A 15904-nucleotide genomic window follows, 5' to 3' on the forward strand; every position below is an offset into this window, starting at 1 on the left:
CGGCCGCCCGCCCGCCCCCTCGAACGGGCGGGCAGCCAATGATCATTGCGGTGCCACTGCGGTCCGCGGCATCAGCCGCCGAGGACGCGGCACCACGGGACGGCTCGGAAGGGCTGGACGTAGTGGGCGGAGACATAGCCCCGGTGGTGCGAGAGCCGGTACCAGCGCTCGTTGCCGCCCACCGGGCTGCCGTTGGTCTTGCACGCGAGGGCCCGCACCCGGCCGGCGCGTACGGTGCCGACCACGCGGTAGCCGGTGCCCGGGCCCGAACGGACGTTCAGGCGGGTGTCGTTCGGGGTCACCACGCGGCCGTACGCATGAGTGGTCCTGGCCGTCGCCGTGTCCTGGTACCCGAAGTGCCGGCCGTGGGCGGGGTGCGGACAGGAGTCGGCGGACGCCACCGCGGGGACCATGGCGAGGGCGGCGACCACGGCGACCACGCCGTTGCGCATCATGCGTCGATTCATCGGATTCTCCTCGAGTGCTCCGCAGGTTCACCGGAGCGTGACCCTGCGTCGCTCAGCGTTTCCGACGACTCCGCCGATGATGTGTCCCAGGCGTCCCAGGGAGAAAGTGGGACGCTCCGGCTCACGTCCGGCCGCGGCCCCTCGCTAGTAGTTCAGTGCGGGGAACCAGTCGTCCCGGCCACGGCGCGTGAGGTCGAGGATGTGCCACACCGGGCTGAGCAGGTCGATGCCCCGCTGGTCGATGGCGTCGGACAACCTGGGGTGGACCGAGTAGAAGTGGCGCACCGGCCCGTCGCTGTCGCGGGTGAACACCGAGACCGTCGAGTCCTGGTTGCCCTCGGCGTCCTCGCTGTCGAAGTCGTATTTGAAGGTGCTGGAACCCGCGCTGAGGAGACGCAGGTTGGTCCATTGCCGGCTTCGGGCGTGTGCGCGGAGCGCCGGCAGGTCGGCCGCGGCGACGATCGCGAAGTCGACCTGCTGCGCGAGGTGATGCGCGACTCCGTTGAAGCCGTCGATCCACATCGTGCACATGGGGCACGCCTCGGTCTGCCGCTTGCCGTACATGAAGTGGTAGACGACCAGGTCGCGTCCGGGCCGCGTGAAGAGTTCGCTCAGCCGCACGGTGGCCGCCGGCGCGTCACCGGCCCGCAGGTCGGCAGGGCCTTCCTCGAACACGTAGTCGTCGACGGCGGGCCCCAGGGGCAGCCGCCGGCGCAGGTCGGCGACGCGTTCGCGATGACGCATCAGCTCGATCTCGGCCTGTCGCAGTTCCTCCCGGGCGTCGACGTATGCGGCCGGCTCCTCGGTGGGGTGGGTGTGATGCATCGCTGCCTCCTGCGCGACGACGACCGACGTAGCTGCCTGGTTTGTCACCATCTGCTCCGGCCACCATTGTCTGCTGGGCCAGGAGGGGTCGCCAGACGGCGAAAGGCCGGACCGGTTGACATCTGTGCAGGTCAGAGGCGGTGAGGGCGAAGCCGTGGGAAGCCAGGGGGAGTCGCGGGAGGCAGGCGAGACCACCGGGTTCGGACGGTGCGCGGGAGCGGAGCTCCAGAGGTGTCCGGAGGAGGGGCACATCCGTGCCGAGTCGCCGTGGGCCGGCCGGTTCTGCGATGTCGGACCGTGTGCCCGGCCGGTTCCACGCAGTCGGATCAGGTTCGAGCCGGTGCTGCCGGGGAGGGCGCGGCGGGCTGACCGCCGAGGCTCATCTCGCGGACAGCGCCCGATGCCGGCCCCTGGTTCTGGTGGCTGTAGCCCAGGCGGGTGACGCGCCCTCGTTTGGAGCCGGAGTCCTGTCCGGGGCCGGGGCGGGGGCCGGCGGAGGTTCGGGATCGGGGTGGACGGGGTCCTGGGGGCCGGGCGGGGGCGGGTCCGGCGCGTCGGAATCCGGCTTCCGGGGTGGCTCGCCCGGTGTCGGATGCGGCTCGGCCGCGGGTGCGGCAGCGAGTGCGGAGAGGGGTGAGTGCATTGGTGCTCCTGGGGGCCGAGGTGTGGGGTGGTCTGCGCGCGGCGGCGTGAAGGCGCGCCGCCACGTCGAACAGGCGTGGTGCGTGGGGGCTGGGTGACGGTGGCCCAGGCAAGGGGGTGAGCGTCCCGCCGGCTAGATGGATGTGCCTCCAGGGCGCCGGGGGCCGTTTCCGCCTGTACGGCATGGCGTCTCGCCTCCCCTCACGTCACCTCGTCCACTCTGCCGCAGCCGCCTGTGGGCCGCGACGGCGCCCAGCCGTGGGGCGCTCGTCGGTCCCCGGCAGCTCGCGCCGCGCCGCGTGCCTGGATCACCGGGTGCCCGGCCCGCCTCGCCTTACGCCCAAGTCGCCGCTTTGGCCTTGCTGACCGTGCCGTGGGAACGGCCGCGGGAGTGTGCGCCGTCGCAGGTCAGGCGTTCAGGTCGTCAGGCGTTCGCGGGCGCGGACGCCCGTGCCCCCGGCGGGCGCACCATGCGGACGTCGACCGGGTCCTGGGTCTCCATGGCGAATCCGTGGCGCTCGTAGAGCCGACGGGCGGCACTGCCCTGCAAGACGTTCAGGCCCACGGTCATGCCCTGCGCATCGGCCCGTTCCAGCACGGTGCGCAAGACCTCGGATCCCAGTCCGAGGCCCTGCCGGTGCGGAGCAAGGTAGAAGTGCTCCAGCCACCACCGGCCTTCGGCGGGCCGGAGCGTGAGGCATCCGGCGAATTCGCGGCCTGTCATGATGACCGAGGTGTGCCGGGTGGAGAAGGAGTCCCGCAGCCGCTGCCGCACCCGGTGCTCGTCGTAGCGCCCGAGACGTTCCAAGTCCGCACGCATGACCGTGGCCCGCAGCTCCGCGATCACCTCGATGTCCGCCACCGTCGCAGGGCGCAGCGCCCAGCCCGTGGGGTGCGCCGACGTGCCGAGTCCGGACGCCTCTCCCCCCGATCGCGTCCCGTGCCCCGCCGCCCCGTTGTCCATGGCCGGAGTATGCCAGTCCGCTTGCCTTGCGGATCCCTAGGAGTCGTGGACGACGAGGAATCCCTGGCGGGGGCTCACCTTGAGGGGGAACTCACCCTCGGCGATGCGGTTCCACAGCGGCCAGGGGCGGTGGTAGACCATGAGCGTCTCCTCGCGGCCGAGGAGGGTGGCGCCGTCCAGGACGAAGGGGAGCTCGTCCCGTACATAGCGCACTGCTGCTGCGGCCTGGTCGTCGTCGACGCGGGCATCGGGGCCCCGGACCGTGCGCAACCGGCTGCTGACGGCCTGTCGGCTCATGCTCAGGCAGGCGAGCCGGAAGCCCTCGTCGCCCGTGAACGCCTCGTCCACTTCGTCGCGGAGCCCGAGGTAGTGCGGGTCGTCGGCGAAGTCGCCGAAGTCGTGGACGGCCACCCGGCGTTGCGGCGCGTACGCCTCCAGTGCCTCCTCCACCGCGCGCCTTCTGCGCGCCACCTCCTTGCGCGCCTTGGCCCGGGGTCTGGACTCGCCGACCGCTTCCAGTATCCAGGAGGCGTGCTCGACCCCGGGGAGCAGCACGTCGAAGTCCTGTGCCGACGCGTGTGCCCAGGCGGCCAAGCGGGCTATGTAGGCGTCGCAGAAACGGCTGTTGAACGGGCTCACGCCCAGCAGCACATGCTCTCGCCGTCCCCATATGGCCTGGCAGTTGGAGGTCGAGGGGCTTGCCTGCAGCACGGTGTCTCAATGCCTTCCGATAGGGCGGCCGAACGGGCGGACGAGTCGATCACGGCTGCGGGACGCGCCGTGTTCTCGGCTTCCGTGCGCCTGTCTGACGCCACCCGGACGCATACCTGCGCTGCGACCAAGGCTCGCCTGGAGCTACTACCAACGGATGAAACGGGTGAAGATGCGCACAGGCTATAGAGATTCGGCCAATATGGCGATCGATTCCCGCGAACATCCGATCCGGCCCTGTCTCACCCGATGGGAGAGGTGGTCGCGCTCCCGGACCGACGGAGCGACTTCGAGCGATGAGGGTGGCACGTCAGCACCTGGATGTGCCGATTCCCAACTGGACTGATGCGAAAGGCCAGTTGCTGGTCAGCAAGAGCGCATGAGCTATCGGGAGTTCAGTCCTGGTGCACCGCCCCCATGCCGAAAGCGGTGGGACGCGCGACCGGTTGGCCGCATGCGGCGCTCTCCGGCGCGGACCAGGCCGACGGCGGTGTTGCGGTGCGGGTCAGGCGATCTGGACGTCTTCGGCCGGTGCGGTGGGCTCGGGGGCGGACAGATGTATCCGTTTGGGCAGCAGCAGCGGGGTGGCGAGCAGGAGAACGCCGGACAGGGTGATCGCGGTGAGCGGGCTGGTGAGGGTGGCGAGAAAGCCCCAGAGCACCATCAGGGCGGCTTGGAGGAGTTTGCTGCTGGCGCTCCATGTGCTCAGGACGTGGGCGGTGCGGCCCGCGGGAGCCCGTTGCAGGCGCTCGGTTGCGTAGATCGGGTTGAAGATGCCCATGCAGGTGATCAGCAGGCCCTCGACGACGATCACGGTGAGGAGCCCGGGGACGCCGGGGCGGACGCACGCGAGACCGAGGGGGAAGAGTGAGCGCAGCCAGCCGGAGACGGCCATGACCCGGTGCCGGCCGTAGCGGGTGACCAGGCGCGCGGAGAGGCGGGCGCCGGCCAGGCCGCCGAGTGCCGGGAGGCCGAAGGCCAGACCGTATTGCCAGGCCGGGAAGTGGTACTGGCCCAGCAGGAGGACGGACAGGAGCGGGACGGTGGCCATGATGAGGCCGCTGACCAGGATCGAGTTGAGGAACAGGCACCTGAGCGCGCCGTCGCGGAAAATGATCCGCCAGCCGCCGAGCAGGTCGGCCCCGCGCAACCTGGTGGCGGGGTCGCGGGGTGCCGCGCCGTCGCCTCCGCGGATGCGGAGGACCCCGAGCGCGGACAGCAGGTAGCTGAGGGCGTCGGTCGTGATCGTGATGACCGGGCCGAGCAACCCGACGAGTGCACCACCGAGGGGCGGGCCCGCCGCGGTCGCCACCCAGCTCGTGCCCTCGAGTCTCCCGTTCGCCACCAGGAGGTGCTCGCCACGGACGAGATGCTTCAGATACGTGCCGGACGCGGCGGTGAAGGTGATGCTCGCGGTTCCGGAGACGACCGAGACAACCAGGAGTTGTCCGTAGGAGAGCCGGCCGAGGACGTAGGCGACCGGGACACTCGCCATCGCGGCGAACCGGATCAGATCCATCGCGATCATCACCGGACGCTTGGCCCGGCGCTCGACCCAGGGCCCGAGCGAGAACGCAACCATCGCCGCGACGGCAGGCCCGGCCGCCTCCAGGAGCGACACGGCCACGGCCGGCGCCTGCAGCACTTGAACCGCGATCAGCGGGAACGCGCCGAAGGCGAGCCACGTGCCGTAGGTACTGACGGCGTAGGCCGACCACAGCCAACCGAAACCACGCCCCAACCGCACGCGCATGCGCCCCCCTCGCGACCACCGATGTTCGGTTCTCCGCATCACACCGGCCGCACCTCGCGGCGTCAAACAACCGGCCCAGGGCGAGCCACAACCATCGGTTGGGCACGCTTATGCTGGATCGATGGATACCGAGGCGGTGCGGTCGTTCGTCCGCGCGGCCGAGCTCGGGCAGCTGCAGCACACTGCCGACGAGCTCGGCGTCACGCAACAGGCCGTGTCGAAGCGGATCGCCACCCTTGAGCGCACGCTCGGCGTCCGGTTGTTCACCCGCACCGCCAGAGGGGTCGAGCCGACCCTCGACGGCCAGGCCTTCCTCCCGCACGCCCGGAACATCGTCACCAGCGTCGACCGCGCCGTCACCGCGATCAGACCCGGCTCGCGGGCCCTTCGGATCGACGTTCTCGGCCTGCGGTCCGCGCAGGCCGTCCTCCTGCACGACTATTGGCGGTCGCATCCCGAAACCGACCTCGACGTGGTGACCCTCAGGGTCAACGACCCGCGCGTGGTGGTCGCCGCCGTCCGGGCGGGCGATGTCGACGCCTCGTTCCGCTCGGTCACCGACCCTGCCGCACTGCCGCGCGAGGTGCGGATGATCCACGCCTTCGACTCCCCGCTGGAACTCCTCGTCGGCCCGAGGCACCCGCTCGCCTCCGCACGCACTCTGAGCCCGTCCCAGCTGCGCCGGCACCGGATCTGGGTGCCGGGTATCGCCCCGCTCAGCGAATGGGCGGAGTTCTACGATCAGCTCGCCACCGACTTCGACCTCCGCATCGACGCCGCGGGCCCGCACTTCGGCGACGAGGTGCTCCTCGACATCCTCGCGGACTCCGCAGACGTGGCCACGCTCGTCGGCTCGCGCGACCGGTACCTCTGGCCGACGAACCACGACCTGCGCCGCATCCCGATCGTGAATCCGACGCTCGCGTACCCGCTCTCGCTCCTCTTCGCCCGGGCGAATCCACACCCGGGACTCGGGGCGGTCATCGACCACTTCGAAAGCCTGGCACCGCTCCCCGGGACGGTCTGGCGCCCGTACTGGGCGACGGCACCGCGCCGTGGCGACGGAAGCGGCGCACACGCCCGACGCTGATGGTCGCCTCCCGCGGCACACTGCCGACGCGACGCCTGAGCGGGAGCGCGATTCGGCAGCCGCGGACCGGAGCGGGCGCCAGGTAGGTCGCGTGCGTCGTCCACCGCCGGGCCGCCTGCGGGAGGCAGAAGGAACTTCTGGTTCCGTGGGCCGCATCGGCAGGCCGAGGGGACATCCGCCCGGGCCAACGCCGCGTCCCCGTACGCGGGATGCCACCGCTTCGAGAGAAGCGCGTCGGTTCCGGACGGCAAAAGACAAAGGCAAGGAGAGATCTCTCCTTGCCACTCTCAACGTATAGCGCACTGGGGGGCTTGCGGCAAGGCCCAGGGGGTGGCGCAAAATCGTCCGCCGAGGCCAGAACCTGCGGAAATGGGGGGCATGACGTGCGTGAGTTGTCGACGTATGGGGGACGCGGTGACGTCGAACCAGCGGTGGGAGGGGCAGTGCGGTCGCGAGCGCTCGGCGCGCCGGCGGGAGGGCAGCCGGCGGCGAGGACGTTGCCGGCACGAGGTGCGACGGAACCGGCGGCGCCGGTGCGGCGATCGGCCGGTGCAGGGCACGGCAGCACGGCTGCCTCGGAGGTGTCACGATGAGCGAGCAGTACGTGCGGGACCTCCAGGAGGTTGACGAGACGCAGCTCGCGGCCGTCGGCGGCAAGGGCGCCCACCTGGGCGGGCTGTCGCGGATCGACGGCATCCGCGTGCCGGCCGGCTTCTGTGTGACGACGGACGCCTTCCGGCGGATCATGGCTCAAGCGCCGTCGATCGACGATCGGCTCGATCAGCTGTCGCGCCTCGACCCGGACGACCGGGAGGCGATCCGCACGCTCAGCGCGGAGATCCGCCGGACCATCGAGGAGATCACCCTCCCGGACGATCTCGCGGCGGCGATCACCCGCGCGCTCGCCCGGCTCGGCGAGCGGGCCGCCTGCGCCGTCCGCTCCAGCGCCACGGCGGAGGACCTGCCGACGGCCTCCTTCGCCGGCCAGCAGGACACGTACCTGAACGTCGTGGGGCCGGCGGCGGTCCTCCGGCACGTCAGCCGGTGCTGGGCCTCGCTGTTCACCGAGCGGGCCGTGACCTACCGCCGGCGGAACGGCATCGACCACCGTACGGTCCACATGGCCGTGGTCGTGCAGCAGATGGTCTTCCCGGATGCGGCCGGCATCCTGTTCACGGCCGACCCCGTCACCGGCAACCGCAAGGTCGCCACCGTGGACGCCGGCTTCGGTCTCGGCGAGGCCCTGGTCTCCGGCCTGGTGAACCCGGACGTCTTCACGGTGCGAGACGGCGAAGTCGTCGCCAAGGCGATCGCCGCCAAACAGCGTGCGGTCCAGGCCCTGCCGGCCGGTGGTACGCAGGAAGTGGCGATCGAATCGCCGCGTCAGGAGCAGCCGGCGCTGACGGATGCCCAGGTCGTGCGGCTCGTCCGGCTCGGGCGGCGGATCGAAGCGCACTTCGGCCGCCCGCAGGACATCGAATGGTGCCTGGTCGACGATGCCTTCCAGATCGTGCAGAGCCGGCCGATCACGACGCTGTTCCCCGTCCCCGAGACCGACGACCAGGAGAATCACGTCTACGTCTCCGTCGGTCATCAGCAGATGATGACCGACCCCATGAAGCCCCTGGGGCTGTCCATGTGGCAGCTGACGGCCATGGTGCCGATGCACGAGGCCGGCGGGAGGCTGTTCGTCGACGTCACCCGGCGCCTGGCCTCGCCCGCGAGCCGCGCCGGCCTCCTGGACGTCCTGGGGAGAGGTGATCCGCTGGTCAGGGACGCGCTGGAGACCGTCCTCGACCGCGGCGATTTCGTTCCGTCGCTCCCGGACGCGGGTCCCGGCGGGCCGCCGCCCGGCGGTGCGCCCGCCCCGATCGAGACCGATCCGGCCGTCGTCACCGAGCTGATCGAGCGCAGCCGGGCGTCCATCGCCGCCCTGGAGCGCGACATCCGGACGAAGACCGGACCGGCGCTGTTCGACTTCCTGCTGGAGGCCTTCGAGGAGCACAAGCGGGTCCTGGGTGATCCGCTGAGCCTCCAGGCGATCATGGCGGGGATGGAGGCCACGTGGTGGCTCAACGACAAGCTGCAGGAGTGGCTGGGCGAGAAGAACGCGGCCGACACGCTCACGCTGTCCGCGCCCGACAACATCACGTCGGAGATGGGACTGGCGCTGCTCGACGTCGCGGACGTGATCCGCCCGCAGCCGGAGGTGGTGGCGTTCCTGCACGGCATCGAGGGCATCGAGGACAAGGCCTTCCTGGACGAGCTGGGTAAGGTCGCGGGCGGGGCCGAAGCGCGCGACGCCATCGAGGCCTACCTCGACCGGTACGGCATGCGCTGCGTCGGCGAGATCGACATCACCAGGCCACGGTGGCGCGAGCGCCCCACCACGCTCGTGCCCGTGATCCTCGACAACATCAGGAACATCGAGCCGGGCGCCGCCGGGCGGCGCTTCGAGCAAGGGCGGCAGAAGGCGCGGAAGAAGGAACAGGACGTGCTGTCGCGCCTGCGGGCCCTGCCGGACGGGGACCGGAAGGCCGACGAGACCAAGCGGATGATCGACCGGGTCAGAACCTTCATCGGGTACCGGGAGTACCCGAAGTACGGCATCGTCAGCCGCTACTTCGTCTACAAGCAGGCCCTGCTGGCGGAGGCCGAGCGCCTCGTGCGGGCGGGTGTGCTTCGCGAGCAGGACGACATCTTCTCCCTCACGTTCCAGGAACTCCACGACGCCGTGCGCGCGCACCAGGTGGATGACCAGCTCGTCCGGCAGCGCGAGGACGCGTTCCGGTCGTACCACGCGCTGACACCGCCCCGGGTGCTCACCTCGGAGGGCGAGGCGGTCACCGGGGCGTACCGGCGCGACGACGTGCCGGCCGGCGCCCTGAGCGGCCTGCCGGTCTCGGCCGGGACCATCGAGGGAAGGGCCCGCGTCATCCTCGACATGGCCCGGGCGGATCTCGAAGCGGGCGACATCCTGGTCACGACCTTCACGGACCCCAGCTGGTCGCCGCTGTTCGTCGGAGTCGCGGGCCTGGTGACGGAGGTGGGCGGCCTGATGACCCATGGCGCAGTGATCGCCCGCGAGTACGGCTTGCCGGCCGTCGTGGGCGTGGAGCGGGCCACCCGGCTGATCCGGGACGGGCAGCGGATCCGCGTGCACGGAACCGACGGGTACGTCGAGATCCTGTCGTGACGGGCCACACCGCGAAGCCCATCGGGGGGCGCGAGCCGAGTGCGGCTCCGTCCCCCGAGGTCACCGCCGTGTGCCACCGCCCGTGAGGATCACTCCTCCTCGTCCAGGGCGAAGGAGCCGTACTCGGGCTTCCCCGCTCGTTCGTAGGTGCAGTACCGCACGCCCGCGCCGGTGGTGCGGGAACGGGTGAGAGTCCAGGTGGCGGGGGCGGCGCCGTCGGTGAACAGGCGCTTGCCGGTGCCGAGGATCACGGGGTGGACGAGCAGCCGGTACTCGTCGACGAGGTCGTGCTGTTGCAGGGTGTGGATGAGGTCGCTGCTGCCCTGGGTCATGATCACGCCGTCCAGCTGTTCCTTGAGCCGTGCGACGGCCTCCGCTGCCTCGCCCTTCAGCAGATGGGAGTTGTGCCACTCCAGGCTGCTGAGGGTGCGCGAGGCGACGTACTTGGGCATGGCGTTGAGCTTCACGGCGATCGGGTTGTTCTCGTCGGTGACGCGGGGCCAGTACGCGGCGAAGATGTCGTAGGTCCTGCGGCCGAGCAGGAGGTGGTCGGTGGTCTGCTCGAGGATCTCCGTCATGAGGCTCATGAGGTCGTCGTCGACGTAGGGGACCTGCCAGCCGCCGTGCTCGAAGCCCCGGTCGACGTCTTCGTCCGGGCCGCCGGGGGCCTGCATGATGCCGTCCAGGGTGACGAACGCGGTGACGATCAGTTTGCTCATGGTGCTGCCTTTCGGGTTTTGCGGAACCTGCCTGCACGGGGAGGGACTCCTGGGGCGGCGAGAACTCATCGCCCGCCGCGCCACCCATTCCGTGATCATGGTTGCGACACACGCCCCCGGCACGGGGGCCGCCGCGCGGTGGGGGTCCGCGAGGCTGCCCCGGATGCCCGGCCGCCGGCCAGGACGTCGTCGGCGGTCCGGTCCGGCAGTCCTCGCCCCGGAGACACGGACCTGGACCTCGCCACGGCGGCACGCGCGGCACGGGAGGGGACACGCCGAGCGCGGCGGGGGAGGGGACGGGCCGAGCGCGGCGCGACGGCTCGGCGCACTCTCTGAGCGGCCCTCAGATCAGTCGGCGTCCACGGGCAGCGGTGGAAGCCGCAGGTGTGCGAGGTCGTCGGGGGCCGGGGTGGTGTGCGGCCACAAGGGGGTGACGCCGGTGTCGTCCGCCGCGGGGGCGTCGGTCAGGCGCATGCGCTCGCGGAGCCTGCCGTAGAAGTCGGTCGGTCCGAGCCGTACGACGCGCAGGCGCCGTGGTGCCGCGTAGACGCCGATCCAGTCGCCCGGCTCCAGGACGCCGCGCAACTGGCCGTCGACGCTGACCGCCGCGCGGCCGGAGTGCCCCAGGACACGGACGGCGACCGCCTCGTCGGGGCCGGCGACCACCGAGCGGTTGAACGTCATGTGCGGGGCGACGGGGGTGAAGACGATGGCGTCGGCCGCGGGGGAGATGACGGGGCCGCCCGCGGCGAAGCTGTAGGCGGTGGAGCCGGTGGGCGTGGCGACCAGGACGGCGTCGGCGGAGTACGAGGCGAGCAGCCGGCCCGCGAGGTACACGCCGAGGGAGACCTGCCGGTCGCGGGCCAGCTTTTCCAGCACGATGTCGTTGAGGGCCGTCAGGTTGAGGGCCACCCCCCAGTCCAGGGCGACGGCGCACTCGGAGCGCACCAGCGGGGGCGGGAGCGCCGGGCCCCGGCCGTAGTGGAGGAGGGCCTCCATCCCCTCGGGGAGCGCCAGCGGACGGGACGCCCGCATCGTCAGCATCAGCCGGGTCTCGACCGTGACCCGGCCGCGGTGGACGGTGTCCAGCGCGCATTCCACGTCGTCGGCCGGGACCTCCGTCAGGAAGCCGAGGGTGCCCAGGTCGACACCGAGGACCAGTGCGTCGTTCTGCGCGGCCAGGCGCGCGCCGCGGAGGAAGGTGCCGTCGCCGCCGAGCGTGACGATCAGGTCGGGGCGGCCGGCGGCGTCGACCTCCTCCCGCGCGTCCCGCCGTTGCTCGTCCTGGTTCCACACATCGATGGCGACGCAGCCGACCTCCCGGCGCTCGCACCACCGTTGGACGACACCGGCGGCGGCCACGGCGGCGGGACGGCCCCCGTGGACGACGATGCCCACCCGTTGCACGCTCACGCGGCGCCTTCTCTCTCCGGTGTCCGGCTCTCTCCGGTGTCCCGGTCGGCTCTCTCCGGCTCCCTGCGGTTCTTCCCGGGCGCTGTGGTGCTCTCCGGAAGTCCGGAGCGCTGTGGGTGCCTTCTGGAAGTGCGGTGGTGCGTCCGTGGTGCGTCCGTCGCTACGGAGGCGGCGGGCCGAGCCGTCACCGGCGTGATGAAATTTGTGCGGATTTGCCCGCTTCTAGGGGCATCTTAGTGGCTGCCTCGCTCTTCATTGAGGTGGCCGGGCCCCGGAGCGGCCGAGGCGGCCGGGTGGGGGCCCGAGGTGTCCGGGATCACAGGGTGGTGGGGCGGCAGGGCGGAATGCCGTCGCCGCCGCGGACCGTTGACGCCAGCACGCATTCGATGCATGTACACATACCGCCTGGTACTTACGAGGAGCACCCCCGTGACCGTCACCGAGTCCGCCGCCTCCCGTGCGGCCGAGATCCTGTCCCGGCCCATCGCGCTCAACGGCCTGACCGTCCCGAACCGCATCGCGATGGCGCCGATGACCCGCATGTTCTCGCCGGGCGGCGTCCCCGGTGAGGACGTGCGGTCGTACTACGCCCGCCGTGCCGCCGCCGGCGTCGGCCTGATCGTCACCGAGGGGACCTACGTCGGCCACGATTCGGCCGGGCAGAGCGACCGGGTGCCGCGGTTCCACGGCGAGGAGCAGCTCGCGGGCTGGGCGAAGGTCGCCGACGCCGTGCACGAGGCGGGCGGCACCATCGTGCCGCAGCTGTGGCACATCGGCATGGTGCGCAAGCAGGGCGAGCCGCCCTTCGCCGACGCCCCCGCCGTCGGCCCCTCCGGCATCCGCGTCGACGGCACCGAGGGCGCCGGCCAGGCGATGACCCGGCGCGACCTGGACGACGTCATCGGCGCCTTCGCCGAGGCCGCCGCGGCCGCCGAGCGCATCGGCTTCGACGGCGTCGAACTGCACGGTGCCCACGGCTACCTCCTCGACCAGTTCCTGTGGGCGGGGACGAACCGCCGTACCGACGCCTACGGCGGCGACCCGGTGGCCCGTACCAAGTTCGCCGCCGAGATCGTGGCCGCGGTCCGCGAGACCGTCTCGCCCGACTTCCCGGTGATCTTCCGCTACTCGCAGTGGAAGCAGGAGGCCTACGACGCGAGGCTCGCCGAGACCCCGGAGGAGCTGGACGCGATCCTGGCCCCGCTGACCGCGGCCGGTGTCGACGCCTTCCACGCGTCCACCCGCCGCTACTGGCTCCCGGAGTTCGAGGGCTCGGACCTCAACCTGGCGGGCTGGAGCAAGAAGCTCACCGGCAAGCCCACCATCACCGTCGGCTCGGTCGGCCTCGACGGCGACTTCCTCCGTTCGTTCGCGGGCGAGGGCGCCGCGGTCCGGGGCATCGACAACCTCCTCGACCGGCTGGAGCGCGACGAGTTCGACATGGTCGCCGTCGGCCGCGCCCTGCTCCAGGACCCGCAGTGGGCGGCGAAGGTGCTGGGCGACCGCTTCGCGGAGCTGAAGCCGTACGACGCGGCGGCGCTCAAGACGCTCAACTAGGGCGTCCGGCGGCCGGGTTGCGGGGCGCGGGGCCGAGGGACCTGCCGGGTTGCCGGGGCCGGGGGCCGCTGGCTCGGGCCGGTCGTTCGGCGCCGGGCGCGAGGGCCGTGTCCGGTGCCGCCGCGGTCGCCGTTCTGGTCGTGTGCGCCGAGTTCACGCCCTGAGCGGCTGCCGTGCCCCCTTGACCTCGCGGCTGAGGGCCTTCAGCGCGGCGGCGTGGATCTCCGAGAAGCTGGGGAACGGCTGGATCGTGTCGCGCAGCACGGCGAGCGGGACGCGGGCCCGGATCGCCAGCGTGGCCTGTTGCATCCACTCCCCGGCCTCGGGGCCCAGGGCATAGGCGCCGGTCAGCACCTCGCCGTCGCTGAGCAGCGTCAGAAAGCCGTTCGATTCGGCGTAGGTGTGCGTGTAGGTGGCCGTCTTGGCGATCTCCGTGAGCAGCGCGGTCGCACCGAACCGCGCCTCGGCGGCGCCGACGGCGGCCGCCTGCGGATCGGTGTAGGTGACGCGCGGGACCGCCTCGTAGTGGGCCTCACGGGGCTCGCCGAGGATGTTCGACGCGACGACCTCGCCCTGGTACTCGCCGACGTGCGTCAGCGGCCAGATGCCGGTGACGTCGCCGACCGCCCACAGCCGCTCGCCCGCCCGCATCCGCGCGTCGACCGGCACGCCCCGGCCGTCCGCGGTGACGCCGACGGTCTCCAGCCCGATCCCCTCGACGCGCGGGCGGCGGCCGGTCGCGACGAGCAGCCGGTCGCCGCGCAGCGCCCGTCCGTCCGCCAACTCCAGGACGAAGTCCTCGCCGTCGCGGCGCGCCCCGGTCGCAGGTGTGCCGAGGACGAACTCGATGCCGTCGCGGCGCAGTGCGGTCGCGAGCGCCTCGCCCAGCGGTGCGGGCTCGCGTGCGAGCAGGTGTGCGGCCGCCTCCACGAGGACGACCTCGCCGCCGAAGCGACGTACCACCTGGGCCAGTTCGAGCCCCGCCGGCCCACCACCGAGCACGATCAGCCGCTCGGGCACCGCCTTCATGCCGGTCGCCTCGCGGGTGCTCCAGACGCCTTCGAGGTCCCGCAGGCCGGGAACCGGCGGGACGACGGGGTCGGCGCCGTTCGCCAGCACGATGTGCTCGGCGGTGTACCGGACCCCGTCGACCTCCACCACCCCGGTGGCCGCCAGGCGGCCGCGACCGCGCAGCAGAGCGATGCCCTTCTCCGTCAGCCACCGCTCGGCCCCGGCGTCGGAGTAGTCGGAGACCATGTAGTCACGCCAGGCCAGGGCCGCCTGGACGTAGACCTCTGCGGTGCCCGCCGCGGTACGCGCGCCCTGCACCGCCTCGCCCGGCCGCAGCAGCGTCTTCGACGGAATGCATGCCCAGTAGGTGCACTCGCCGCCGGCCAGGTCGCGCTCCACGACCGCGACGCGCAGGCCGCCCTCGGCGAGCGCACCGGCGGTGTGCTCGCCCGGAGCGCCGCCGCCGAGGACGATCACGTCGTAGTCGTGGACCGTGCTGCTGCCGTTGCCGCCACTGCTGCCGCTGCCGCTCATCGCGCCCTCCGTTCGCGCTCGCGTGCTCATTCCACGGTCGCTCGTTTCGTGCGGCGTCGCACCAGGGCCGGGCGCCGCACCGGCCGACAGGTGATCAGCGACGGGAAGCGTGACAATGGGGCACAGAAGCCGGCATCCCGAGGTCCGGAGGCGCGGATGACAGGCAGCGCACGGGCTCCCGAGCGGGGCCCGACCCCGAGCGGCGGCGCATCGCCGTGACCGCCGCGTCCGGCGCTCCCGGCAGCGCCGGCCGGGCCGGCCTCGCCGGTCAGACGGTCGTCGTGATCGGCGCCGGCGCGGGTATCGGACGCGAACCCGCCCGTCAGGTACGGGCGGACGGCGGCAGGCTGGTGCTGGTCGGCCGCAACCCCGAACGCCTGCAACAGGCCGCGCAGGAACTCCGGCCGCGCAGCACGGCCGCGTTCGATGCGACCGACTCCGACCGGCTCCGGCGGTTCTTCGAGGAGCTGCCCGGGCCGGTCGACCATGTGATGGTGACGGCCGGCAGCCCTTCCTACCGGCCGTTGCCGGAGATGGATCTGGACGCCGCCCGCGGCGAGTTCGGACAGCGGCTCGCCCTGACGCTCGGTGTGGCCCTCCACAGCCGCGACAAGGTCCGGGCCGGAGGCACGCTGGTGTTCATGGGCGGCACGGGCGGCCGCCGTCCCGGTGCCGGCCTGAGCGTCGTGTCCGCCCTCACGGCCGCGCTGCCCGCCCTCACCGCCAACCTGGCGCTCGAACTGGCGCCGGTCCGGGTGAACCTCATCGCGGCCGGATTCGTGGACACCCCGCTGTCGGCCGCGCTCCTGGGCGATCAACTCGAGGCACGGCGCGAGGAGTTGCGTGCCACGCTGCCCATCCGGCGGGTCGTCGTCCCGGCGGATGTCGCCGCGCTGGCGGTCCACCTCATGTGCAACGAGGCGCTCACCGGCGGCACGTACGACATCGACGGCGGGCAGCAGCTCCTCTCCCACTGAATTCCCGGGGTGTGTCAGGGAAGCCCCGCGGCCGCGCCTCCCGTG

Annotated in this window: 12 protein-coding genes; 4 read left to right on the forward strand and 8 right to left on the reverse strand. The window is 72.0% G+C overall.

All coding sequences use genetic code 11. The features are described 5' to 3' along the window. Positions 1 to 71 precede the first annotated feature (71 nt). From AB0411_RS04660 to AB0411_RS04680, 5 genes are all read right to left on the reverse strand, one after another. Complete coding sequence (locus AB0411_RS04660; RefSeq protein ID WP_366415765.1) at positions 72 to 467, reverse strand: SH3 domain-containing protein; 396 nt, start codon at positions 465 to 467, stop codon at positions 72 to 74. 144 nt (positions 468 to 611) lie between these two features. Beyond that, positions 612 to 1343, reverse strand: a complete 732-nt coding sequence (locus AB0411_RS04665; protein WP_366415766.1) for a DUF899 family protein — start codon at positions 1341 to 1343, stop codon at positions 612 to 614. Positions 1344 to 2358: 1015 nt separating this feature from the next. Beyond that, on the reverse strand, positions 2359 to 2898 hold the full coding sequence (locus AB0411_RS04670; protein WP_366415767.1) for a GNAT family N-acetyltransferase: 540 nt from the start codon (positions 2896 to 2898) through the stop codon (positions 2359 to 2361). Positions 2899 to 2934: 36 nt separating this feature from the next. Beyond that, entirely contained in the window at positions 2935 to 3609 is a 675-nt protein-coding gene (locus AB0411_RS04675) for a tRNA-dependent cyclodipeptide synthase (protein WP_366415768.1), read from the reverse strand. A 505-nt stretch (positions 3610 to 4114) separates the two neighbouring features. After that, positions 4115 to 5362: an MFS transporter gene (locus AB0411_RS04680; protein ID WP_366415769.1), complete on the reverse strand. Its 1248-nt coding sequence runs from the start codon at positions 5360 to 5362 to the stop codon at positions 4115 to 4117. Between the two features lie 121 nt (positions 5363 to 5483). Here AB0411_RS04680 and AB0411_RS04685 point away from each other — a divergent pair, with 121 nt between their 5' ends. Together AB0411_RS04685 and rph are read left to right on the forward strand one after the other, a co-directional pair. After that, a complete protein-coding gene (locus AB0411_RS04685) occupies positions 5484 to 6452 on the forward strand; it encodes a LysR family transcriptional regulator (protein WP_366415770.1) in 969 nt (322 codons plus the stop codon). A 589-nt stretch (positions 6453 to 7041) separates the two neighbouring features. Then, the gene (gene rph / locus AB0411_RS04690) at positions 7042 to 9648 is read left to right on the forward strand and encodes a rifamycin-inactivating phosphotransferase (protein WP_366415771.1); all 2607 of its coding nucleotides are present in this window, start codon (positions 7042 to 7044) and stop codon (positions 9646 to 9648) included. Positions 9649 to 9737: 89 nt separating this feature from the next. Here the strand turns inward: rph and AB0411_RS04695 are convergent, their stop codons facing one another. Both AB0411_RS04695 and AB0411_RS04700 read right to left on the reverse strand, forming a co-directional pair. After that, positions 9738 to 10367 (reverse strand): dihydrofolate reductase family protein, encoded by a 630-nt coding sequence (locus AB0411_RS04695; RefSeq protein ID WP_366415772.1) that lies wholly within the window; start codon positions 10365 to 10367, stop codon positions 9738 to 9740. Between the two features lie 348 nt (positions 10368 to 10715). Continuing rightward, positions 10716 to 11780, reverse strand: a complete 1065-nt coding sequence (locus AB0411_RS04700; RefSeq protein ID WP_366415773.1) for an NAD(+)/NADH kinase — start codon at positions 11778 to 11780, stop codon at positions 10716 to 10718. A gap of 429 nt (positions 11781 to 12209) precedes the next feature. On the opposite strand from AB0411_RS04700, the gene AB0411_RS04705 reads away from it, so the two are divergent. Continuing rightward, positions 12210 to 13337 (forward strand): NADH:flavin oxidoreductase, encoded by a 1128-nt coding sequence (locus AB0411_RS04705; protein WP_366415774.1) that lies wholly within the window; start codon positions 12210 to 12212, stop codon positions 13335 to 13337. Positions 13338 to 13490: 153 nt separating this feature from the next. Here AB0411_RS04705 and AB0411_RS04710 read toward each other — a convergent pair whose 3' ends face one another. Next, complete coding sequence (locus AB0411_RS04710) at positions 13491 to 14882, reverse strand: dihydrolipoyl dehydrogenase family protein (RefSeq protein ID WP_366415775.1); 1392 nt, start codon at positions 14880 to 14882, stop codon at positions 13491 to 13493. Positions 14883 to 15097: 215 nt separating this feature from the next. On the opposite strand from AB0411_RS04710, the gene AB0411_RS04715 reads away from it, so the two are divergent. Further along, a complete protein-coding gene (locus tag AB0411_RS04715; RefSeq protein WP_366415776.1) occupies positions 15098 to 15859 on the forward strand; it encodes an SDR family oxidoreductase in 762 nt (253 codons plus the stop codon). The last annotated feature ends 45 nt before the right edge of the window (positions 15860 to 15904 follow it).

Origin of the sequence: Streptomyces angustmyceticus, assembly GCF_040701845.1 — a bacterium.
GTDB classification, from domain to species: Bacteria; Actinomycetota; Actinomycetes; order Streptomycetales; family Streptomycetaceae; genus Streptomyces; species Streptomyces angustmyceticus_A.